Raw genomic sequence first — 22,460 nt, 5'->3', positions numbered from 1 at the left:
CACTCCCCCTTAATGTTTGCTCGCCATATCCAGCACGGAAGTATCTTGGAACGACGCGTCGGTGAATGCTACCATCGTCAGCACGAACATGATCGACATGATGACGAATACGCCCATCCAGATTACGCTCGACACGCGCTGCGCCCGCGGCCCGATCGTAATGCCCCAGCTGACCAGGAACGACCACATGCCGTTCGTGAAGTGGAACGTTGCCGCCAGAACGCCGACCAAGTACAACGTGAAGTAGAGCGGGGTCGTGAAAATTTCGTGCATAACGACACCGAGGCCATCGTGCGTTTCATTGCCGATCGCCACTTGGAACCGGGTCTGGAAGAAGTGCCATGCGATGAAGATCAGCGTAACTACGCCCGTAATCCGCTGAAGCGTAAACATCAGGTTACGGTAATACCCGTAACGGTTTACGTTATTGCGCGATTGGAACGCTACGAACAAGCCGTAAATGCCGTGGTACAGAATAGGCAGCCAGATGCCGAACACTTCCAGGAAAATAACGAGCGGCAAGCTGTTTAACCATCGTACCGAGTCGATGAACGCCTGATGTCCGCCGTTGAACGCTTCATAGTTCGTAATCAAGTGTTCGATTAGAAAAAAGCCGACGGGTATTACTCCGAGCAGAGAGTGAAGCTTTCGGTAGTAATAGGAATTACCGGTCATGGAAACGAGTTCCCCCCTAGAGAAATATGACAACGTGTGCAAAGCAAACCATCTTTCATTGTACTCCCGAGTTTGACAAGCGTCAACAAAATGTCGTATACGGTCGAAATATCGACAGTACGGCATGGCCTCAATTTCGGCGTTACCGGCATTTTCCCGGGGCTCCCCCAAAAGTACTCGGCGTTTCTACAACGATTCGCTTCACTTTTGGGGGAACTTTCGTATACATGCCTATTTTGCCAAGGAAGGACTTGTTTAAACCTCGGATTGTGAACAATGTTTGACATCTTTCATGTTACTCCCAAAGGTCTTATAATGGAAATGCCGATTTCTTATAATCCGTTATGCACATTAGGTATAAGATCATCTTGTCGATGTCGTGGATTTCGAGAGCGCAATTATAAGCAGATCGGGACACATATATTAATGAAATAATTCTCATACTCCCATTTTGAAATAGGAGCTGATCGCATGCTGCCCCATTTGGAGGCATTCGCCGCCGTAGTCGAGAATGGCAGCTTGAACCGGGCCGCACAGACGCTCAACATTTCGCAGCCGGCGCTATCGCGTAAAATCGCCCAGCTGGAAGAGCATCTCGGCATTATGCTGTTCGAACGCAAAGGCAAGAAGCTCGAGCTGACGAGACTCGGTCAAGTGTGCTACGAGTACGCCCTCGAGCTGTCCGAGATGGAGCGCAAGCTGCTGCTGCGCATCGCCGAGTACCGCTCTTCGTCCAGAAGCATCACGATCGGGGCGAGCCTTACAACGCTGCAATCCACCCTTCCCGATCTGATCGCCCTGTACACCCGCGATTTTCCGGAGACGGATATAAAGGCCATTACCGGCAAAACGCATGAGATCGTCAGCCTCGTCAAAGAAAAAAAAGTCGACCTCGGGCTCGTCGCCTCGAAGATCGACAGTCCCGAGCTGACCTGCGTCCCGCTGTTCGACGACCATCTATGCCTCGTGCTCCCATCGTACCACAAATGGGCCGAGAAGCCGGCGATCGAGATTAGCGAGCTGCAGGAGCTGCCTATGATTTTGTTCTCGAAAGGGACGTGGTACCGCATTCTGATGGACGAGCTGTTTCACCGGTACAGCGTATACCCGGATGTGAAGATGGAAATCGATTCGTTCGAAGCGATTCTTCGTCTCGTCTCGACCTGCAACGTGGCGACGCTGCTGCCGAAGTCGTACTTGCGTCAAATGATGCTGGACAATAACGGACTCGTTATGCGCACCATTCCCGAGCTGGAGGAAACGACGCGGACGACCTCCCTGCTGTTCGGCCATGAATCGACGCTCAATTACTCGACCCGTCAATGGATCCGCAAGGCGAAGGAACACTATGCGCGCGACGGCAACGCCCTCCTTTAAGAATGAACCTCCAAGCCCAGCTTCCTCGCCGCATAAGCCGTCGTGCTGGCTTGAACGACGATCGTCAGCAGGATGGCCATAAAGGTGACTGCGGCGATAACGTCGGCATGGGCGATCCCCGCTCCCGCGATCATTCCGGACAAAGCGGCCGGGATCACTCCCGTTTCCCGCACCCAGCACATGAACAGCAGCTCATTGCGTTCCCACTTCGCTTTGCGGTCCGGCAGGGCACAGGCGTAAACCGTCAGGGGCCGGGCGATCAGCATGAACACGCCGATGACGGCAAGGCTCGGCAGCAAATATTCGAACACGACTCCAAAGTTAACCTGGCTGCCTAATAAAATGAAGATAAGCATCCGCATGATAACGGTAATATTGTCGGAGAAATGAGCCATTTCATGGAGCTTGTCCTCCATCTTCAAGCCGAATGACGCGGAGTTGCCCCATATCAGACCGGCCGTAAAGGTCGCCATAAAGCCGCTCACCCCGAGCTGATCCCCGAGCAAATAAGCGCCTAGTGCAGTCACGACCATCGCGATCGTCGTATAATCCTGCAAAAAGCCTACGCGCAAATGCGCCACCAGATACGTCATTAGAAACCCGAAGGCCAGACCGATCAATATGCCGCCGGCGGCCGATTTGACGAAATCGATAACCGCTCCCGCCAATGTCACCTTCTCCGTGCCGAGAATAACCGCTACGACCGAGAACGTCAAAATCGACCCCGTCGCATCGTTGAAGGCGGACTCGCTTTCCACCGTCTCCCGCACCTTCTCGCGAATTTTCACTTGGCGGAACACCGGAATGATCGTCGCCGGATCCGTCGAGCTGATAACGGCCCCGAGCAGCAAGGCGTACAGCCAAGGCAGGCCGAGTACATAATGCGACACCGCCGCCGTCAGAAACGCCGTAATCAGCACGCCCGGCACGCTTAGCAGCGTCAATGTGACCCATACTTTCCTGAGTCCGGATAAGCGGATGTTCCGACCGCCGTCGAACAGGATCAACGCCGAGCCGACGGTCAATATGAACTGGTTCGTAAAGGAACTGCTCGTCTCCGTTACGAGGTGAAGCCCTTGACCGACCGCGATGCCGGCCACCAGAAAAAGCGCCACGTCCGGAACTTTCAGTACGGAAGCGAGCTTTCCCGATACCATCCCCAATGCGAATATAAAGACAAGCAGGAATATTACGTGATGAATGACCACTCCGGTCGCATTTTCCACGCCTGCCGCCTCCATTCTTTATCCGATTTTTATGAGCCGACAAGCTCCTCTTCGAACGATTCGATCTGTTTGTTCGTCCCGATGATGACCATGACGTCGCGTTCATTGATAACGTCCGAAGCCGCGGGAGCGATAATAACGCCGCTCTTCTTGTTGATCGCCACTACGCTGCAGCCGTATTTCGCCCGCGGATCGAGCTCCTTCAGCGTAATCCCGTTCAGTTTCCCCGGTACGGAAATTTCTACGATCGTATAGTCTTTGGACAGTTCGATATAATCGAGCAGATTCGGGTTCACGAGCTGATGGGCGACCCGGATCCCCATATCCCGCTCCGGATAGATGACCCGGTCCACGCCGAGCCTCTCCAGCACTTTGCCGTGCAGCTCGGTCAATGCTTTGGCCACGACCATTTTGACACCGAGATCTTTCAGCAAAATAGCCGTCATAATACTAGCCTGGATATCGTCGCCGATGGCCACGATCGCGCAGTCGAAATTCCGTATGCCGATGGACCGGAGCGTTTCCTCTTCGGTCGAGTCGGCGACGATCGCGTGGGTCAGGATATCCGCCATTTCGTCGACGGCTTCCTCATCCCGGTCGATCCCGAGCACTTCCAAGCCTTGGCCGACCAGCTCCTTGGCCAAACTGGAGCCGAATCTGCCCAAGCCGATAACGGCGAATTGTTTCATTTTCATAGTACGCTTCCCCTATCCGATAATAATTTTGCCTTCCGGATGTCTATACAGCTCTTTTTCCGGTTTCGGCTGCAAGGCGTACGCCAGGGTAATCGGTCCGAGACGGCCGGCGAACATCGTCAGCATAATCATGATTTTGCCGAACACGGTCAAATCCGGGGTCAACCCCATCGATAATCCGACCGTGCCGAAGGCGGACGTCACTTCGAATAGAATCATCAGAAATTGGTGATCCTCCGTCGTGGACAGCACCATCGCCACTACGATGACGAGAAAGATGGCGAACAGCGTAAGCGTAATCGCTTTATAAATGCGGTCCTTCGCCAGGCGGTGATGAAACAGGACGATATCTTCCTTGCCGCGAATCATCGCCACCATCGCGCCGATCAGTGTCGTGAACGTCGTCGTTTTGATCCCGCCGCCGGTGGAACCCGGGGACGCTCCGATAAACATGAGGATGATAATAAAAAATTGCGTCGCTTGACGAAGCCCCCCGATATCTACCGTATTCGCGCCGGCAGTACGCGGCGTGACCGATTGGAAGAAAGCCGCCAGCACTTTGCCGGTTCCGTTCAGCGAGCCGAGCGTACGCGGGTTCGTATATTCGAACAGGAAGATGACGATCGCTCCCAGAATGATCAGGAACGAAGTCATGCTCAGTACGACCTTCGTATGCAGAGACAGCTTGCGCCTCGTCCTGTATTCCATCACGTCGGCCATGACGATAAACCCGATCCCGCCCAATATGATAAGCGACATCGCCACGACGTTGATCAAGATATCGTCCGCATAAGGCATCAGGCTGCGGAATTCTCCGGATAGATCGAAGCCGGCATTGTTGAACATCGAGACCGCGTGGAACAGTCCTTTGTAGACCGCCGTGCCCACCGGATAATCGAACGACCAGCGAATCGCGAACAGCATGGCGGCTACCAGCTCGATCGTCAACGAATAGACGAGCACTTTGCGGATAAGCCGGACGATGCCTTCCATCGAGCCTTGATTTAACGCTTCCTGCAAAATGAGTCGCTCGCGAAGCGAAATCCGTTTGCGCAAAACGAGCGCGATCAGCGTGGACATCGTCATGAAGCCGAGACCGCCTATTTGGATCAGCGCCATAATGACCACTTGCCCGAACACGGAGAAATAAGTTCCGGTATCGACGACGACCAAGCCGGTTACGCACGTAGCGGACGTCGCCGTGAATAACGCATCGATAAACGGGAGCCCCATGCCGTCCGATGTCGACACCGGCATCGAGAGAAGAATGCCGCCGATCACAATAATGACGGCGAAGCCGATGACAAGAATTTGCGGCGGCGTGAGTCTTTCGAACACGGATTTGCTTTTCAAAATCGTTCACCTCATTATGGAAATGCAGCAGCACCGTTTTCTTTTTTGGACAACAAAAAAAGACACTGGAACCCCAATGCCGTAAACGGTGTGGTTTCCTGACTGGAGCCTACGAGGTTAGCTGACGGATTCGGGTTGTTAGGCACCCTATTCGCATCCCCCGCTGCAGCGGGCTGGCGAAATTCACCCCTTGAGAGTCCTGCAAAGCGGTATCGCGGCTACGAAGCGCAGTCCCAATACTTTGCAGAGATCCCAACATACATGGTTCCCCCGTTTTCATAAAGAAATTCGGCTCGGTATGGTTATTATTGGCTGACGAAGTGATTATAATCCTGTGGGGCCAAGATCACAAAGCCGCTATTTCATGAAAAACGAGTTGAAAACACGACTTGAGGCAAATTAGATCACTTGTCGCACTCTTTTCATTGTCCCTACCTTCGTTGCTTCCGTTTAATAGCTGTTGCGTGCTAAACCGGGTAAAGATCAGGCGGCTTCCTAAGTGGCATTTCAAAAAAAAGTGTGTTACGTTTAGAAAAAAAAGGGAGGGCTTGCATGCCGCGTCCGCAATCGTCCCGTCTCGGGACTCTCGCTATAATCGGTATCCTTCTATTTGCCGTCACGAACTGGTGGCCGCTCCTAACGGGTAAAGAAAACAAAAACGCCATCACCGAAACGCGCCCGACCGTTACGAAGCAAGCCGCCGCAGTCGCCGCAAAATCGTATGTGGAGCGGGCAGGCGGCGGCAAGACGAACCGTGCGTCCGTCGTTTATCAGTCCAACAAGCTGCTCAGCGGTTATGTACAGAAGGAGCGCTTGACTGCGGACTACAACTCCCGCTTTCTCGGCCGTGTTCCCATCGACTTCTACCGGGTCGAGCTTACGACCGACCGGAACGCCGACTATTTGGTGGACGTCAATATGACGAACGGCTCGGTCATCGGCTGGCAGACGAGAAGCAAAGGCGAGGCGCCTTCCGTACGGGAAGGACGGAGAATAGCCGAATCGTATTTGCGTCAGGCGGGCAAGACCCCGGATGACTACCAAGCGTTCAATCCGAATACTTCTTCTCCGTACCAATTCGCCTTCGAGCATCGTAGCGACAAGCTCGGGGAAGCCAAGCTGCGGGAAATCGTGGAGATTCGGGACGGTCAAGTAACCGCATTCCGAACGGAGCTGCGCGTACCGGACAGCCATTACGACTGGGTGAAACGACAGGACCGAACAGCGTCGTATTGGACGCAATGGAATATGACCCTCTCGGCTCTAATGGGCATAGCCGCTATCGTATTCGCGATCGTTTACCGCAAGCAAATCTCGTTCGTCAGAGGCATTTGGCTGACAATTACATTCCTAGTCCTGTATTGGATCAACAATGTAAACATGCTGCCCGCCTTCAAAACGCTTGACGGGCCGGCGGCCGATCCGTTTCTGGCAAGCGACGAGGCGGTCGTCATGGTGATGGTCATGAACGTAGTCGTGGCCGTTCTCGGCATCATCGGATATTTTTCACTCGCAGCGGGAGAACCGCTATGGCGCGGGATGGGGCTGAACGTATGGCCCAGATGGCGGGAGGCGGGATTTGGAAGGGATACGCTGGACAGCATGAAACGGGGGTATTTGCTCGCCCTGCTTATTCTCGGCATCCAGTCGCTGCTGTTTTTTATCGCCGAACAGCGGTTCGACATGTGGGCGGTGAACGATCCTTCCGGCTCGATGTACAACCTGCTGAGACCGGAGCTGTTTCCTTTGATGGCTTGGACCGCAGCCATATCCGAAGAAGCGGTATACCGATTTTTCGGAATCGCCTTATTCAAGAAGCTGCTTTATTTCCGTTTTCTCGCCATTCTCGTGCCCAGTATCATTTGGGCGTTAAGCCATACTCAATATCCGATCTACCCCGTATACACCCGGCTTGTGGAAGTGACGATACTCGGAATCGTATTCGGATACGCGTTCCTGAAGTTCGGCTTTGCGACCGTCTTATTCGCCCATGCGACGATGGACAGCCTGTTGATGAGCTTCTCCTTGATGAACATGGGGGGAACCGGAGACGTCGCACTCGGTCTGTTCTATATCGCGATGCCGGCGCTCGTCGCTTGGATCATTTGGCGTCTGCACCGGATCCTCGTAGGGAGACGGAGCACTCCGTTGACTTGAACGATCAGAACAACAAGCCCGGAGGCGGCATAATCCGTCTTCGGGCTTGTTGGTGCGCTGCGGCTCAATCGGCCGCATCGGTAGAAGCGTCGGGACCGTGCAGAGCGGCCAAAATATCGCGGGCCAGCTTGTCGCCGATGCCGAGCGGACGGAAATCGTCGACCGCCGCTTCCTTTATTTTTTTCAGCGAGCCGAAATGTTTGAGCAGCAGCTTGCGCCGTTTCTCCCCGATTCCCGGAATCGAGTCGAGCTGCGAGGCGACCATCGATTTCGCCCGCGTCTCCCGGTGGAACGTGATCGCGAACCGGTGAACCTCCTCCTGGATGCGCTGCAGCAAATAAAATTCCTGGCTGTCGCGCGGAAGCGGAACGATTTCCGGCGGATCGCCCGTCATGAGCTGCGCGGTTTTATGCTTGGCATCCTTGACGAGTCCGCACACCGGGATATAGAGGCCGAGCTCGTTCTCCAGCACGTCCACGGCCGCCGATATTTGCCCTTTGCCCCCGTCCACGACGACGAGGTCCGGCATCGGCAGCTGCTCCTTCAGCACGCGTTCGTACCGTCGGCGGATCACTTCCCGCATCGTCTCGTAATCGTCCGGACCTTGTACGGTGCGGACTTTGTATTTGCGGTATTCTTTACGGTCCGGCTTGCCGTCCACAAAAACGACCATCGCCGATACCGGATTGGTGCCTTGAATGTTCGAGTTGTCGAACGCCTCGATGCGGCGGATCGTTCCTGTGCCGAGCCATTCTCCGAGGCTTTCCACCGCTTTGACCGTACGCTCTTCGTCCCGCTCGATCAGGCGGAATTTCTCCTCCAGCGTCACCTTGGCGTTGTCGCAAGCCATGCCGACAAGCTGCTTTTTGCGGCCCCGCTGCGGCTGATGCACCTTGACCCGCAGCCATGCTTCCAACGATTCCGCCACCTCGTCGTCCGAATGACGCTCCTTCGCCGGCGGTTCGCCGCCCGGTGCGGACGCATCGGTATCGGATTGCTCCGCGGACGGCAGAAATATTTCCTTTGGCAAAGCCGGGTTATCGCTGTAATATTGCGTCACGAACGTGATGAAATCTTCGTATTCGTCCCCGTAATACGGGAATAGCGATACGTGGCGCTCGATCATTTTGCCTTGGCGCATATACAGAATTTGAACGCACATCCAGCCTTTGTCGACCGCATAGCCGAATACGTCCCTGTCGACCGCATCCGTCATCGTAATGGTCTGCTTCTCCATGACCGCGTCGATGCTGACGATTTGATCGCGCAGCTCCTTCGCCCTCTCGAAATTGAGCTCCTCGGCGGCGGCAATCATTTTGCGGGACAGCTCGTCCTTGATCGCTTCATGACCGCCGTTCAAAAACCGCGATATTTCCTGAACCATCCGCTCGTATTCCCCGGCCGGTATTTCGAATTCGCACGGCGCCACGCATTGCCCGAGATGGTAGTACAAGCAGACGCGGTCCGGCAGCGTCTTGCACTTGCGCAGCGGATACAGCCGGTCGAGCAGCTTTTTCGTTTGCGCGGCCGCGAAGGCGTTCGGATACGGCCCGAAATATTTCGCTTTATCTTTGAGCACTTTGCGCGTGACTTCGAGACGGGGGTGCGCTTCGTGCGTTATTTTAATATACGGAAACGATTTGTCGTCCTTCAATAGTACGTTATAACGAGGATAATATTGCTTGATCAGATTGCATTCGAGAATGAGCGCCTCCATGTTGCTCGCGGTGACGATATACTCGAAGTCGCATATTTCCGCAACGAGCCGCTGCGTCTTCCCGTCGTGGCTGCCGGAGAAGTACGAACGGACCCGGTTTTTCAACACTTTTGCTTTGCCGACGTAAATGATCGTTCCGTCCCGGTTTTTCATCAAATAACAGCCGGGCTTGTCGGGAAGCAGAGCAAGCTTCCGCCGGATCGATTCGGCGATTTTGTCGCGTTCTCCCCCAATGCCCTCTTCGGACATGTTCTCCCTCCTCTGTACCCCAAAAAGTGAAGCTGATGCTTCGATGTTGATTCCTGGTACTTTTCAGGGACCCCATTTCCTATTCCCTAAGATTTTCTGTACCAGGGGGCTCCCCCAAAAGTACTTGGAATATGCTTCGCAGGCCAGCTTCACTTTTGGGGGACCAAAAAAAAGATCCCGTTCCGCAACGCGCGAAAACAGGACCTGCGTCGTTCCTATCGTTATCATACGACGAGCGGGACTGTTTGCACAATCCCGCTCGGCAAAGTAACGGTCGCCGGCTTACAGATGGCGGCCGACTACGTTTTTCAAAGCATCCTTCGGCTGGAAGCCGACGATTTTGTCCACCGGCTGGCCGTCCTTGAACACGATCAGCGTCGGAATGCTCATGACGCCGAAACGGGAAGCGGACTCCGGATTGTCGTCGACGTTCACTTTGGCGATTTTGAGCTGCTCGCCCACTTCTTTATCCAAATCTTCCAGAACCGGCGCAATCATTTTGCAAGGTCCGCACCACGGGGCCCAGAAGTCGACAAGAACGGTTCCGCTGCCCTCGACTTCGCTCTTGAACGATTGATCGGATACGTTTACGATAGCCACAGGATTTCCTCCTTATACTTACAAAAAGTGTGTACCTATATATTTTAATACCTTTTGTCCAACATGTAAAGTATACCACAAGTCGGGTTACTTTCATAACTGAAAACATATACCGCCCGCTTTTTGTGCATACTATGAGTGACGACGGAATCGCAAATTGTTGCAGTTTTGTCACACTTATTTCCCTTTACAATGCAATCGGCGATTCGGTATACTAAACATAGCCAATTTTGCTAATGGACGATTAGCACGGGAGGAATACACGCATGACTGATCCTAGATTGCATACGAACGAAGAGCCTAGAAACGATTTCATGGACGTTGCTATGGGGTTCGCCGTCACATTCGGAGTTTTCTTTCTGATGGCTCTCGTCGCGACGATCATTCAATTGTTCTAATTCGCGCAGGCCGCCGGCCGCGCACGGAGAAAAGCCCGTTTCCGTCCCGTACGGAAAGGGCTTTTTTTGCTTTCCCGCCGCGTCAGCCGTCCAGCAACCCGACTATATGCCGCAAACGCTCCAAGCCTCGCTGCTCCGCGCTTTGCGCTCGGCTTAATGCACGGCTTGCGGCATCGAGCGACTCGCTGTCGCGGATATGCTCCGGCCGGCGCCGGTGAAACGGAAACCGTTCCGCGACAACAGCCAGCTCCCGCGAAACGTCATCGTACCATTTCGCCGCCTCTCGCAGCCGGGCGGCTGCGCCCCCTCCGATCCGATCGGCCGCCTCCAGCAAAAACATCGAGGCCAGCATTCGGCATTCCTGCCAAACCGCCGCGTTGTATGCATGCCCAAACCCGTCAGCACTGCGGTTGTCCAGCGCATGCTTCCAAGCATCGTATCCGGCCAATCCGCTTCGGAAGCCGCTCTGCACCCATTTGCGAGGACTCTCCGCGAACTCCAAGGCGAATTCCAGCGCCTCCTTCACGACGGCGGCGTCATCGGATGTATAGGCCGGCTCCACGCTATACAGCTCCATCAGGCCGATCGTCGAAGCGCCAAGATCGTCCCACTGCTTGAAGCCTTGGCTCGTCTCGTACTCCCCGTGAAGCATAAGCCGGCCTGACTCATCTTCCAGAATCGAGTATAAGGTCCCTTCTTCCTCGTCCTTGATGATCCAGCAGCCGAATCGGTTATTTACGGTAACGTCTTCGGAAAGAGCCATGCCGCGGAGGGCCAGATCGTCCCTCAATCGATCCGTGAACACTCCGTCCGTCAATTCGCCCTTCCGATCTTTCTCCAGATCGAATTTAAACGAAGCGGTCCCGATTCCCGAATAATAGTAGCCGTACTGATTATAGCCGTTAATCGCATAATATTCGGCGATGCCGAGCTCCCAGCCATAACAGGGAAGTCCTTGATCCAGCGCCCGCTTGGCGGTTTCCCAAGCCAGCTTCTGCTTCGTACCAAACTCCGGATCGTGTTTCCACGCCGATATCCCGGTTACGTTATACCCGAGATTATGCCCGAGCAATCTCATCATTTCCGTATTCCAGGCCGTCGGCCCGGCCGCCGATACGTTAGCGTTTACATTGAGCACGAAAGCGTGGCCGATTCCGCCCGCCAGCCACGCATCGGACATCCGGATGCCCAAATAATCGAGGCAGCCTTTCAAAGCCCCTATATGCGATGCCCAGAATGGGCGCCACTGAAGCTTGCCGAGTTTGACCGACATCTCCTCACTCCTTATGTCCCGGAAGCAAGCCTCCGGGAGCTGTTTGTGATGACATAAGTATACCGCGGAGGTACGACATATGATGTCCTAGTACGCGCTCCTACCACGACAATCCTCTCAGCTTCTTCTCCAGCCGGTGCCGCATCATGTTCCGGAGCCAGCTCGGGGAAACGATCCGAAACTCGTAAGGGATCGAGAGTAGCAAACGCATGAATAACTCCACGCTATAGTAACGGACCCGAAAGACCGAATTTCCGCGGTATTCGGCATCGAGCCGAAGCGCTTCGACTATTTCCGGCGGGTCGAACCGGACGTCGGCGTAGAAAGGCTCCGTTCTCGGCGTGTGAGGAGATGTCATCGCCGCGTTAATGGCGGCAGCCAGCCGCTCCTCCGCCTCTTTGGGCTCCTTCTTACTACTCCATGATACCCTGCCGGGCCGTTCGTCGGCTGACAGCCGCTCCAGCTTGTCGAACAAGCCGCTCAACCCGAGCTCCCCGTCGCCGTCCAAAGTTCTGGCTTTGTCCGCCAGCAACGAAAGCGCCTGCTTCTCGGGCCCGGTAACCGTGACGGCCGGCAGCCGGAATGCGGCGTTCGAGTAACGGTATCCTCGTTTCACAGGGCAATAATCCACGGGAGCTTCCAGCGAATCCCGCAAATATTCCACATCCCGGGACGCTTGGCGGACGGAAATGTTGAAACGCTCCGCGATCCGTGTACAGTTCGGATACTTGCTCTCGCGGATCTGCTTGTCGATCCACAAGATTCGATGCCAATTGCTCAAGGGCAAGCACCTCCCCGGACGTTTTCTCAAACAAAAAAAAGCGGGGCTTCTACGCTCCCGCTTTACCGCGTTTATTCGTTCCGTTCACGACGACGACTTCGACAAAAGGCCGGATCCGGTCCATAATCCGCTGTCCCTTGTATTCCTCGTCCCCGTCCTTGCTCGTGAAGCTGAAATGCTTCTCCAGCTCGTCCGGCTCATGGTTGGACGTGAAGAAGGTCGGCTTCCGGTTCATCCGGTAGTTGAGAATCGCCCCCATGACGTGATCACGCACCCACGGGCTCAAATTTTCCGCGCCGATATCGTCGAATACGAGCAGATCGGTTTCCTTGAGCAAATCTATCGTTTCCTTCATCCGCTGCGGCTCATCGAACATAGACTTCAAATCTTCCACGAAGTCGGGCATGTATACGATAACGCCGGATCGGCCGCTCTTCGCGAGCTGGTACAGCATATAGCACATGAGGAACGTTTTGCCGGTGCCGAAAGGACCTACGAGGTACAGCCCTTCCTTCTGCAGCCCTTCGGCTTGCGTCCGCCGTATATATTTGAGAATGGCTCCTACCGCCTCGACCCGTTCCGGATCGATATCCACGATCTCGTCGGTCGAGTAGCCGTGCGTCAGCGCCGTATTATCGATGTAGAAGCTGCGGATCCGGTTGCGGATCGCATCCTGGGCCTCCTTGGCGATCAGCTTCTTGCACGATACTTTGCGGTCATGCAAATAAGTCGTATCGCCCGCCGTCTCCACCGACAGCATCGTGTAATGCCCTTCGAAATCGTTCGGACACCGCTCCAGGCCGGGGCAATTCGAGCAATTGCGGTGCTCGGTCACGTATTGATACAGCCGGTTCATATTGACTTTGATCGTCCGGTCGTCCAATTCCGGGTAGTTCGCGCGCAATCTCTGAACGAGCGGATCGTCGAGCAGCTGCTTCGTCTTATGCTCCGCCCGCTCGGCAAATGAAAGCTTGCGCCAATTTCCAAGCGCTTCGGCTAACGATTCCATATGAATAGGCACGCTCCTTTCCTTCACCGTTCAGAGTTCATGCCAGGTCGGCACGTCAAGTCCCTTTGCCGTCTATTTCCCTCGCCAGCCTGCGGATTTCCGCCAGCTTCTCCTCGCTGACCGGCCTTTGCGTCGGGATATCGGTAATGATCGCGATTTTCGGCTTCTGCGCACGCACTCCCCCGCGTCCTTTGCCGGGTACCGGCGTAAGCTTGCCGTCCGTTTTCGCGGACGCTCTCGTCCGCTTCATCGTTTGCTCGCGTATGTAAGCGACTGCTTGCTCGTAGCTGCTTATTCCTTTCGCCATCATGTTGGAGGCGACCGAGTCGATATAGTTTTTGGTCCAGGACGATTCCTTGTATACGTGCAGATGATGGATCATCACATTGATCACTTCGTCCGGCATCCGGTAGTTGACGTCGATTTTCTCGAAAATATCGGAAACCGTCTTCGGCACGGAGCCTTTCGGGAAAAACCGTTCCAGCACTTTCGTATAAGGCTCGTTGCGCATGATCAAATTGTACTGGTGCTGGTTGCATTGGCTGACGAACATCGCCGGCACCTCGAGATAATATTGCATCTCCACCGGCTTCTCTTCCATGACCAACTGATCCGGTCTCGCCATGCCGGCGATTTTGTGGAAGAGCCTCTCCCGCTCCTGCTCCCGGTCTTTGTCCTGACGGAAGTACAGGTTCGCTTTATACTGCATCATGTCGCTGTCCAGCTTCCCGTCCTCCGAGAACATCCCGTCCTCGTCGAGCAGTCTGCACGTCTCCCGGAGCGACAAATTGTATTTCCGGGCGATTTTGTTAATCTCGAACATCTGGTCGGGGTTGTGGCGTAAATTTTCGACGAACGGCCGGTTGCGGGAAGTGCCTCGAGGGAAGCGCTGAACAATTTCGCTGTAATGGAACGCCTTCGTCGTGACGTCGATCGTCCGCGCGGTTTCCCTGGCGGGCGCCGTTTCTTGCAGCGCCTGCTCCAGCTCGTAGTCGATCACGTTCGCATTCAAGCGGAACAAATCGTAGAACGGCACCGACAAATCCTCCGATTGCAGTCCCGCGTCCTGCATCTCCTCGGGCTCCGGCGAATAAAACTGCTCCCTCAGCGACAGCACGGCGTATTTGCCCACTTTGTCGTGCAGCAGCATGACCAGATGCTGGTTTTTGAAAAATTCCTGCGGCGTCAGCGGCTGGGCCAGCACATATTCGTACATGTAGTCGTCGGCGGCGGGAGAATATTTGCGGTTCGTCTGCAGAAGCCCGATCGCTTCGAGTCTCGACGTCTGCTCGACGAGCAGCTTGCGTCCCCGTTCCCCCTGCTCCAGCTCCAGCGCCATGAACAGCCTCCGCTGCTGCTCGAGCTCCGAGAAGCCGGTCCGGTCCCCGGTAACCTGCTGGTACAACGTATGGTAGACGCTGATGGCGAACCCGCCGATCATCGGCTGGTATATACCGGCGATCATCCTGTAGTCAAGCCCGCTAAGCGCAAAATCCCGGTATACGCAAAACCGGTGGTTTTCCGAAAAATGAAGCATATTCGTAATACGCATGAAAGTTTCCCCATTCCTGTTTCAACGGCAATGCGAACGGCAAATCGAATCCGTTCCTCTATTCTATCACAAAACGGTTCCGAAAGTGTCGAAAACCTTGTTCCTCTTACACTAGTAAAATCCGCCCAAAACTTCAACAAAAAACCCCCGCCTGATCCAAATCAGGCCGGGGGTCACCGCGGTTCATCTCAATATTCCGTACGCGCTTCTTCCTGCGAAACGGCGCCGGGAAGCGGTTGTTCGGCTAGGAAAGGGATTTCGCGCGCTTCCTTGACCGATGCGGAAGCCGTCGCCGTCCGGCGGGTCAGAGCTCGAATCCAGCGTCGAATGCAATCGTTCATACCCGTGGCGACTTTTGTCGGAAGTTGATGTTTCTCGCCATGAAAGACGTACGTTTCGCACACGGGCAGCTCCCTCTCCAGCTTTTTCCGGTAACGCTTGAAATTACGGTCTTTATCTCCGTACAGCAGCAGCACCGGAGCCTTTAACTCCGACAACCGCTTCGTACAATTGTAGTTCAAGCTGTATTGATAATATTGATGGATGTTCGCGGTATCGCCCTGCTTCGCATCGCGCAATAAATTGCGGTACGTGAGCCTGCTGTCCGCATTCCCCCAGGCGATGCCGCGCATGAGCGCGCGGGCCAGCGGCCTGAGCCGGGACAGCCCGATCGCGGCGCGAATCCGGCTTCGCAAGACGATGTCGCTTGCTTCGGACATCGCGCTGACGAGAATGCCCCCCTCGAACCGTTCGGGGTGAGTCAGCATCGCCTCCAACGCAATCGAACCGCCGGTGGAATAGCCGCAAACAAACGCTTTGCGGATGCCGAGATGATCGAGCAGCTGCTTGATGTCTTCGACGATGAGGGCGTACGTGAGAGGCGCCTGAGACGCCTCGCTTTTTCCGTGTCCGCGTATGTCGAACGTGATGACCGAGAACTCGCTCGCCAGCTGCACCTGCTGGTAGCGGAAGTTGGCACTCGTAAGCAGCGGCGGATGAATGAATACGATCGGCGTCCCTTTGCCGTGAACCTGGTAATGCAGTACCGTCCCGTTAATGGCTGCGCTTGGCATGCATTCGTTTCCTCCCGGAGTAGAAGTTGGCTATTCTGCTATAACCTATACGCTTCCCCGGAGAACGGCGTTTTATTTCGTCACTTGAACGGTCATCGTATCGCTAAAGGTAGTGCCTGCATAGTTGACGAGCTCGCCGCGGTACTGGTAAGTTCCTTTAGCCTTATTCGTCATATTCATGACGGCGGATTGCGCCGACGGCGTACGGCTTTGCAATGCTTGCGAATGGATGAGTACGCCATTTTCATACAGCCGGAACGTGTCGCCGTTCGTTCCCCACCACATGTTCATCGTCACTTTGTAGCTGCCGTCGCCATCCCAGTTGTCACTCGACAGGACGGGCTTGGACGGTGCAGCCTGTGTGACGTTGACGGTCAAACCTTCGCTTCGGGTTACCCCGAACGCGTTCGCGAGCTCCGCATAGTAACGATACGAGCCGTTCGGTTTATACGTAACGGAAGTTACGGTCGATTGGGCATTCGGCGTACGGTCGTAAACGATCTTCGTATCGATTAATACGTCGTTCTCATACAGCTTGTATAAGGCTCCGTTATTCCCATGCCACATGTTCATCGTAATGTTGTAGCTTCCGTCCTGAATACCATTATCCCATCCGTTGTCGTGTGAAAGAACGGGAACGCCCGGCTTGGCCGTGCTTTTCGATAAGATGTTGCTCACCGTTGCCGTCGCCGTTCCGCGATTGCCGGCCGCATCGACGAATTCGAACGTAAAGCTGCCGTTAAACGCGAACGTATACGACGGCGAACCGCCGTTGTTCGTAATCGTTACCGGCTCGCTTGGCGTTATGACGGCCGTCACGGGCTGATAAGTCGCTTCGGTTACGCTGTATGAAACGGTTGCGGTCGGTGCCGTCGTATCGTTGCCGGTCGCGGTCGTCAAGTAGCTGAACGTCCTCCGGGTACCGTCCTTGGCGGCTGCGGTCACCTTGAAGGTGCCGATCGGTCGGCCGTCGTAGGGAATATCCGTGTAGCTCTTGGAAACTAGAGCCGCCCCCTCGTTTAACGTCACCTTCGCTTGATCCGGATCGAAGCTTATATCGTTCACGATGAAGGATTTTCGTCCGAATTCGGTCGAAACCGCGACGGGCTGACCCTTGTACGAGATGGCCTCCACAATTGCCGCATTGGAGCTGTCCGCAGCTTCGATCCAAACCGGATTGGAGTAGGCAAAGCCCGTACCGGCTAGCGGCCCCGTACCCGAGGTGTTGTCCTGCCCCTTCTCGCTCCGCACCTCCAGACGATAAAACTCTTTGTCCGCTACGGGAATTTGGATCGTCCGGACGAAAGAGTTCGTACCTGCGGACGTCAAATCTTGCTCAAACAAGATAGTCCTTCCGCTGTAATCCGCGATGTTCCCGGTAACGGAATATTTGATGACGCGCACATGAGTCAGATTGGAGTTCGGATCGTAGGCTTGGATGCTCATCGGTACGGTGCCCGGCCGCTCGATCTTCAGCGTCTCGCCCATACCGGCGCCGCCGATGCCGAATCGGATGTCCGGACCGTTCGTGCCGTAATAAGCGCCCGAACCCATCAGTTCCAACACTTCGTCACGGGTAAGGGCAGGGAGCTGTCCCTTGATAAAAGGATCGCCGACCTTCGCACGGATGTGGCCGTCGGAGTTCGTAATGCCGTAATATTTCCGCTCCCCGCGTATATTGATTTCGTCCCAGAACTTGAACGCCCGCTCGTTCGACCGGTTGTCGAGCGCGTGGAAGGCGCCGTTCCATACTTCGACGCCCGTGAAGCCTCTCCATGCATAAGGCGTCTGGAACGAATACGTGGCATCGAACGGATGGGCGATATAGAACAAGCCATTCTGTCCCGTTACGTCATCGATGCTGCTCTGCCACGTATACCCGCTTCCCGGAGCGTTAATGTCATACCGCGGAACGCCGGTCAGCCCATAGGCCAATGCATGGCCGAAAGACGTCGTAATTTCGGTCCCGGTCAAGCTGAGCAGATGCCCGTCGTAGCTTTGCGTAACTTGCTCCGCATCCTGTTTCTGCGAATCGGTATTGTGGTCGGTATTCCAAATCCACGAATGCAGCCTGTTCGTGTAAAGACTGTCGGCATTTTCCGCAACGGTGTTGACCCCGTCGCTATGCCGGTTGTGCGTATGATTGTCGCCGCTATAATAGCCTTCGCCGTCCGCATTGAAGCTGGCCCTTCTCTCCAGTTGAAACAGCGATGAGTACACGGCCGCCGTGACCGACGATCTGCCGCCCTCAAGCGCGACGGCCTTGACCTTGATCTCGGATTGGGTACTAGGCTCTATTCGCGGAATCCGGACTTCTCCGCTGTCGAGCAGCTGTACGAAATACGGCGGCTCCAGCCGGACCGCCACTTCCTGAAGTGGCGAATAGGTTACGTTCGTTACCGTTACCGTTATGTCGAATGGCGTACCCGCTGCAATCTGCGAAGGCAGACGGATGTTAAGGTCCGCGTATTTCTTCAGCGTGAAGTCGGCCTGCATCCGTCGGATTGCGCCGAGCTCCACCCTTTTGCCTTCGACGGAATATTCTCCATTGACGGGAGTTACGGTATATACCCCTTTCGGCGCATACAGCTGATACTTGCCTTCGCTGGTTGTAACCGCTGTTGCGGCCGGCTGCCCGCTAACGCCTGCGGCGACGACTTTCGTAAAAGCAACGGGAGCGCCCGCTTCATCCTTCACGATACCGGTTATCGTGCCGACATCGCCCGGATCACCCTGCTCGCGAATAAACTTCGCCCAAAATTCGGCAACCTCGTATGGCTTCTCGGCCGGTCCGGCCACATGGGGCAAATGGTAGATTACGAAGCTCCGGCTCTGCCCGTTCGGGATAACGGCGTCTAACCAGGCTCCTGAGAAAATCGCCTCCTGCATGACGATGCCGGGCTCCTGATCTTGCGGCCAAATGATCGCGTGCGCCGTTTTGCCCGTAAACTGGTCGTTGATGCCGCTGAACAAGTAGTTTTCCGTCCAGCCGCTCTTGACGGCGGTTCTTTCCTCGCCGTATACCCACCCTTTCCCCGGCAAATAGCTTTGCTGCTCGCCGGGTTGATCCGGATCGAAAATGTAGCCGAAATGTCCGTCGAAATCGGCGCCCGTATCGTTTGCGAGCGTAATATCCATCTTGATTAACGGCGTACCTTCCACGATCGAGTAGCGTACGCTCGATTTCATCCGGTTATTGAAGTCCCAGCTTCCGTCCGCTACGATCCGGTTGCCGTCCAGACGAATATCCGGCATCTGCAGCTTCGTCAACGGGTGGAACCAGGACCACGCCATATACTTGCCGTTCGCGCTGTCCTGCGCCGTCTCGCCCAAATCGTCGCTCAGCACGAACTCGGTATAATCGAGGTTTTCCTCCATATTCAGCTTGGGAACCGCATCCATTATATGCCCGGGAGTAAGCGTCCCCCACTTGTTGTTGCCGGATGCGTCGTTGCTCCAGTCTCTCGGGTCTTTGCTTGCCGTTCTTACCGTGCCCACATTGAATTTGATGTCCGGGCTCTCGATATAGTAATAGTCGTTCTTGGGCCACCAGTCTCTGGAAGTTCCCTCATATATGAAACCGGGGTCGCCCCGTGTCACGCCTGCTGCGATTTCGATGACAGGCGCTGACATCCGGAAGTCGGCCTGAGCCTTCTTTCCCGACACAAGCTCCGTCACCGCCCGCTCGAGCGAATCCGTGCCGTTTGTCGCAAAAAGGTTGTACGCGCTCCCGCTCATCGCGTACAGACTGTACATCCCTCTTTGGTCGGTCGTTGCGGCCGCCACCTTGACGCCTGCGGCCGTCTTCACCGTAATGTTCACGCCGCCGGACGGCAGACCAAGCGAATCGGTCACGACGCCCGTTATTTTCCCTACGGCAGCAGGGTGGACGCCGTTCTTCACCACATTCGCCCAAAACTCGGCCACGCCGTACGATTCGTTCGCGGGTCCCGGGTTATGCGGCAGCTCATATAGGATCAGCTCCTGCTCGCCTCCGGGAGCAAGCGACACCGCGAACCAGGCGCCGGTTATGTACCCTTCCGGTATTAGCGCCGATGGCTGCTGATTGTCCGGCCAAATGATCGCATGCGCCGTTTTCCCGGTATATTTGTCCTGGATGCCGTTAAAGATGTAGTTTTTGTTCCAGCCTGACGTTATATATTCGTTCACTTGTCCGCCTCTCCATCCGACGCCGGGCACGTAGCTTTGCTGCTCCAGCTTCTCCTCCGGGTCGATGATGAAGGCCAAATGCCCGTTATACCCCGTCGTCCCTTTGTTGGACAGATTCACCTTCATTTTGATAAGCGGGCTGTTCTCTACGATCGAATACGTTACCCTCGCTTCAATGCTCGGGTCGCTGTCCCACGTGCCATCGGCAACAATCGTGCTGCCGGATGCTTGGATAGCGGGCAGACTCAGCTTCTCCGTCGGGTACCACCACGTTCTGCCCACATTCCGGCTCAGCACGAATTCGGTGTAGTCCAGGTTGTCGTGCATATTGAACGTCGGCGCGGCATCCATAATATGTCCGGGAGTAAGCGTCCCCCGCTTGTTGTTGCCCGACGCGTCGTCGCCGTAATCGGTCGTATTCCGGGTACCCAGCGAATCGGTGCCGATCGTAAGCTTCACTTCTTCGTCTTGCAAAGTGTAATAGTCTTTTCCTTCGTTCCAATCCCTCGACGCCGGTCCGTACGTAAACCCGGGATCACCGCTGCTTCTGGCCGCGACGGCAGCGGTCGAGTCCGGAAGCTCCGCCGCCCCGTTACTCGCGAGCAAGCCCAAATTCGCTTCCGCACGATCCGCCGTCTCCAGACTGACCGTTTTCGCCGCTGACATCACATTGTTTTTGGCCGCCTGCAATGTGTAGTCAGCCCCTTGCATCACGTAAAGCTGGTAGAAGCCGCTGCTGTTCGACGCCGCTCGCGCGACCGTGGCGCCGGATGCATCCTTGACGGTTATTTCGGCATTGGCAGCCGGAGAATGGTCGGTATCGGTCACCTTACCGGTAATCATTCCCGCCAAGGAAGGGTTCTCTCCCCGCCAGATCATGTCGGCCCAGAACTCCGCGTTGCCGTACGGCTGATCGGCCGGCCCGGGGGTGTGAGGAAGGTGGTAGAATACGAGAGTTTTGCTCCCGCCCGCAGCCATATCCGCTTTGAACCATACGCCTTGGATGTAGCCCTCCGGCACGAGCGCTGCCGGCTCGTTCTCCTGCGGCCAAATGATCGCGTGAGCGGGATTGCCGGTAAATTTGTCTTTCACTCCGTTGAATATATAGTTCCGGTTCCAGCCGGTCGTGATATACTCGTTCGCTTGCGCCGTGCGCCATCCCCAGCCGGGTACGTAGCTGTGCTGCTCTCCCGACTCGTCGGAGTCGAAGAAATAGCCCAAATATCCGCTGAAATCGGCAGTCCCTTCGTTTGCAAGCGTCAGCTCCATCTTGATGAGAGGCGTATTCTCGACGATCGAATAGACGACGGACGACTTGATCGCCGCATCTTTGTCCCAATCCCCGCTGGCCGCTATGCTGCTGCCGGCAATGCCGATGTTCTCCATCTCCAGCTTCTCCGTCGGATACCACCAAGTTCGGTGCGGCTGGGTTCGCAGGACGAATTCCGTGTAATCCAAATTGTCGCGCATGCTCGGCTTGGGGGCCGCATCCATCATGCTGCCTTTGGTCAGGGAGCCCCACTTGTCGTTGCCGGACGCGTTCGGGCTGAAATCCGTCGTGCTCGAGGTCTGCAGCCTGACGGTCCCGACCGTAAATTTGACATGATCGTTTTGCAAGTAATAATAATCCGCCGTAGTGACCCAATCTCTGGCTGCGGGACCGTACGTGAATCCCGGGTCCTCTCTCGAGACGCCCCCGACCGCACTCGATTCGGCCGATGCCTTGTCTGCATAGTAAGCGGTTACAAACAAAGTCGCCGCCATCGTCAATGCGGCCAAAGCGTTGGCCATAGCTCGTTTGCCCATGCTTTTCCTCCTTCGTCTTTAGATTAAGTTTTCGTCTATATTATAAATGAAGGATTGTCGACATTGCTACAATAGTTTTGTAAAACATTTGTTATGTTTTTGCTGGAATCGAAACGCGAAAAGCCGGAGGCGCTCCCCCGGCTCTTTTCGATGGTTTAATTTAAAAAACGCCGGGAATAACGCCCGGGTGGCCATTTGGAGGGTAACAACTCGACATCAAAGACGGCCCGTCTCCGTTGGAGCTGTCGTTAACGGAACTGTATTCCGCTAATGACCGATAAAACCAGTTTGCCAAAAGGATAAAGGAACTGTTATCCGTTATTCAGCCCGTTTACCGCCATTGAAGCGC

15 protein-coding genes and 1 riboswitch are annotated in these 22,460 nt (G+C 55.2%); of the genes, 3 read left to right on the top strand and 12 right to left on the bottom strand.

Annotated elements, in window-relative coordinates:
• Window positions 1-9 precede the first annotated feature (9 nt).
• On the bottom strand, window positions 10-675 hold the full coding sequence (locus tag FE783_RS27645) for a succinate dehydrogenase cytochrome b558 subunit (protein ID WP_138882614.1): 666 nt from the start codon (window positions 673-675) through the stop codon (window positions 10-12).
• A gap of 471 nt (window positions 676-1,146) precedes the next feature.
• Here FE783_RS27645 and FE783_RS27640 point away from each other — a divergent pair, with 471 nt between their 5' ends.
• A complete protein-coding gene (locus tag FE783_RS27640) occupies window positions 1,147-2,052 on the top strand; it encodes a LysR family transcriptional regulator (RefSeq protein ID WP_202916274.1) in 906 nt (301 codons plus the stop codon).
• Here FE783_RS27640 and FE783_RS27635 read toward each other — a convergent pair.
• Genes FE783_RS27635 through FE783_RS27625 form a run of 3 tightly spaced genes read right to left on the bottom strand, consistent with a single transcriptional unit; the run spans window position 2,049 to window position 5,326 of the window.
• A complete protein-coding gene (locus tag FE783_RS27635) occupies window positions 2,049-3,278 on the bottom strand; it encodes a cation:proton antiporter (protein WP_138882613.1) in 1,230 nt (409 codons plus the stop codon). The two genes, FE783_RS27640 and FE783_RS27635, sit on opposite strands and share 4 nt — an antisense overlap.
• Window positions 3,279-3,307: 29 nt before the next feature.
• Window positions 3,308-3,973 carry a potassium channel family protein gene (locus tag FE783_RS27630; RefSeq protein ID WP_138882612.1) on the bottom strand — a complete coding sequence of 222 codons (666 nt, stop codon included), beginning with the start codon at window positions 3,971-3,973 and terminating at the stop codon, window positions 3,308-3,310.
• A 12-nt stretch (window positions 3,974-3,985) separates the two neighbouring features.
• A complete protein-coding gene (locus FE783_RS27625; RefSeq protein ID WP_202916273.1) occupies window positions 3,986-5,326 on the bottom strand; it encodes a TrkH family potassium uptake protein in 1,341 nt (446 codons plus the stop codon).
• 91 nt (window positions 5,327-5,417) lie between these two features.
• A riboswitch (cyclic di-AMP (ydaO/yuaA leader) is annotated at window positions 5,418-5,630 on the bottom strand.
• 248 nt (window positions 5,631-5,878) lie between these two features.
• Between FE783_RS27625 and FE783_RS27620 the strand changes: the two genes are divergently transcribed.
• The gene (locus FE783_RS27620; protein WP_138882611.1) at window positions 5,879-7,483 is read left to right on the top strand and encodes a CPBP family intramembrane glutamic endopeptidase; all 1,605 of its coding nucleotides are present in this window, start codon (window positions 5,879-5,881) and stop codon (window positions 7,481-7,483) included.
• Between the two features lie 64 nt (window positions 7,484-7,547).
• On the opposite strand, the gene uvrC is transcribed toward FE783_RS27620, so the two are convergent.
• Both uvrC and trxA read right to left on the bottom strand, forming a co-directional pair.
• Window positions 7,548-9,449 carry an excinuclease ABC subunit UvrC gene (gene uvrC, locus FE783_RS27615; RefSeq protein ID WP_138882610.1) on the bottom strand — a complete coding sequence of 634 codons (1,902 nt, stop codon included), beginning with the start codon at window positions 9,447-9,449 and terminating at the stop codon, window positions 7,548-7,550.
• Between the two features lie 282 nt (window positions 9,450-9,731).
• Complete coding sequence (gene trxA / locus FE783_RS27610) at window positions 9,732-10,049, bottom strand: thioredoxin (RefSeq protein WP_138882609.1); 318 nt, start codon at window positions 10,047-10,049, stop codon at window positions 9,732-9,734.
• 266 nt (window positions 10,050-10,315) lie between these two features.
• Between trxA and FE783_RS27605 the strand changes: the two genes are divergently transcribed.
• Complete coding sequence (locus tag FE783_RS27605) at window positions 10,316-10,447, top strand: YqzM family protein (protein ID WP_138882608.1); 132 nt, start codon at window positions 10,316-10,318, stop codon at window positions 10,445-10,447.
• Window positions 10,448-10,529: 82 nt separating this feature from the next.
• Here the strand turns inward: FE783_RS27605 and FE783_RS27600 are convergent, their stop codons facing one another.
• The 6 genes from FE783_RS27600 to FE783_RS27575 all read right to left on the bottom strand — a co-directional run bounded on the left by FE783_RS27600 (window position 10,530) and on the right by FE783_RS27575 (window position 22,111).
• Window positions 10,530-11,720 (bottom strand): hypothetical protein, encoded by a 1,191-nt coding sequence (locus FE783_RS27600; RefSeq protein WP_138882607.1) that lies wholly within the window; start codon window positions 11,718-11,720, stop codon window positions 10,530-10,532.
• Between the two features lie 100 nt (window positions 11,721-11,820).
• On the bottom strand, window positions 11,821-12,501 hold the full coding sequence (locus tag FE783_RS27595) for a WCX domain-containing protein (RefSeq protein WP_138882606.1): 681 nt from the start codon (window positions 12,499-12,501) through the stop codon (window positions 11,821-11,823).
• A 49-nt stretch (window positions 12,502-12,550) separates the two neighbouring features.
• Window positions 12,551-13,510, bottom strand: a complete 960-nt coding sequence (gene dnaI, locus FE783_RS27590; RefSeq protein ID WP_138882605.1) for a primosomal protein DnaI — start codon at window positions 13,508-13,510, stop codon at window positions 12,551-12,553.
• A 55-nt stretch (window positions 13,511-13,565) separates the two neighbouring features.
• A complete protein-coding gene (locus tag FE783_RS27585) occupies window positions 13,566-15,062 on the bottom strand; it encodes a DnaD domain protein (RefSeq protein WP_138882604.1) in 1,497 nt (498 codons plus the stop codon).
• 188 nt (window positions 15,063-15,250) lie between these two features.
• The gene (locus tag FE783_RS27580; RefSeq protein ID WP_138882603.1) at window positions 15,251-16,135 is read right to left on the bottom strand and encodes an alpha/beta fold hydrolase; all 885 of its coding nucleotides are present in this window, start codon (window positions 16,133-16,135) and stop codon (window positions 15,251-15,253) included.
• Window positions 16,136-16,207: 72 nt separating this feature from the next.
• Complete coding sequence (locus tag FE783_RS27575; protein WP_138882602.1) at window positions 16,208-22,111, bottom strand: CehA/McbA family metallohydrolase; 5,904 nt, start codon at window positions 22,109-22,111, stop codon at window positions 16,208-16,210.
• Between the last annotated feature and the right edge of the window lie 349 nt (window positions 22,112-22,460).

The organism is Paenibacillus mesophilus, assembly GCF_005938385.1.
GTDB classification, from domain to species: Bacteria; Bacillota; Bacilli; order Paenibacillales; family NBRC-103111; genus Paenibacillus_AB; species Paenibacillus_AB mesophilus.
The sequence above is the reverse complement of the archived record's forward strand: the minus strand, read 5'-3'. Positions and strand labels throughout refer to the sequence as shown.

Excerpts from the sequence above, each read along its gene's own strand:
- FE783_RS27580 (WP_138882603.1), bottom strand. The coding sequence starts at position 16,135 with ATGCCAAGCGCAGCCATTAACGGGACGGTACTGCATTACCAGGTTCAC.
- FE783_RS27575 (WP_138882602.1), bottom strand. The coding sequence starts at position 22,111 with ATGGGCAAACGAGCTATGGCCAACGCTTTGGCCGCATTGACGATGGCG.
- FE783_RS27605 (WP_138882608.1), top strand. The coding sequence starts at position 10,316 with ATGACTGATCCTAGATTGCATACGAACGAAGAGCCTAGAAACGATTTC.
- uvrC (WP_138882610.1), bottom strand. The coding sequence starts at position 9,449 with ATGTCCGAAGAGGGCATTGGGGGAGAACGCGACAAAATCGCCGAATCG.
- FE783_RS27645 (WP_138882614.1), bottom strand. The coding sequence starts at position 675 with ATGACCGGTAATTCCTATTACTACCGAAAGCTTCACTCTCTGCTCGGA.
- FE783_RS27620 (WP_138882611.1), top strand. The coding sequence starts at position 5,879 with ATGCCGCGTCCGCAATCGTCCCGTCTCGGGACTCTCGCTATAATCGGT.
- FE783_RS27640 (WP_202916274.1), top strand. The coding sequence starts at position 1,147 with ATGCTGCCCCATTTGGAGGCATTCGCCGCCGTAGTCGAGAATGGCAGC.
- dnaI (WP_138882605.1), bottom strand. The coding sequence starts at position 13,510 with ATGGAATCGTTAGCCGAAGCGCTTGGAAATTGGCGCAAGCTTTCATTT.
- FE783_RS27600 (WP_138882607.1), bottom strand. The coding sequence starts at position 11,720 with ATGTCGGTCAAACTCGGCAAGCTTCAGTGGCGCCCATTCTGGGCATCG.
- FE783_RS27585 (WP_138882604.1), bottom strand. The coding sequence starts at position 15,062 with ATGCGTATTACGAATATGCTTCATTTTTCGGAAAACCACCGGTTTTGC.
- FE783_RS27630 (WP_138882612.1), bottom strand. The coding sequence starts at position 3,973 with ATGAAAATGAAACAATTCGCCGTTATCGGCTTGGGCAGATTCGGCTCC.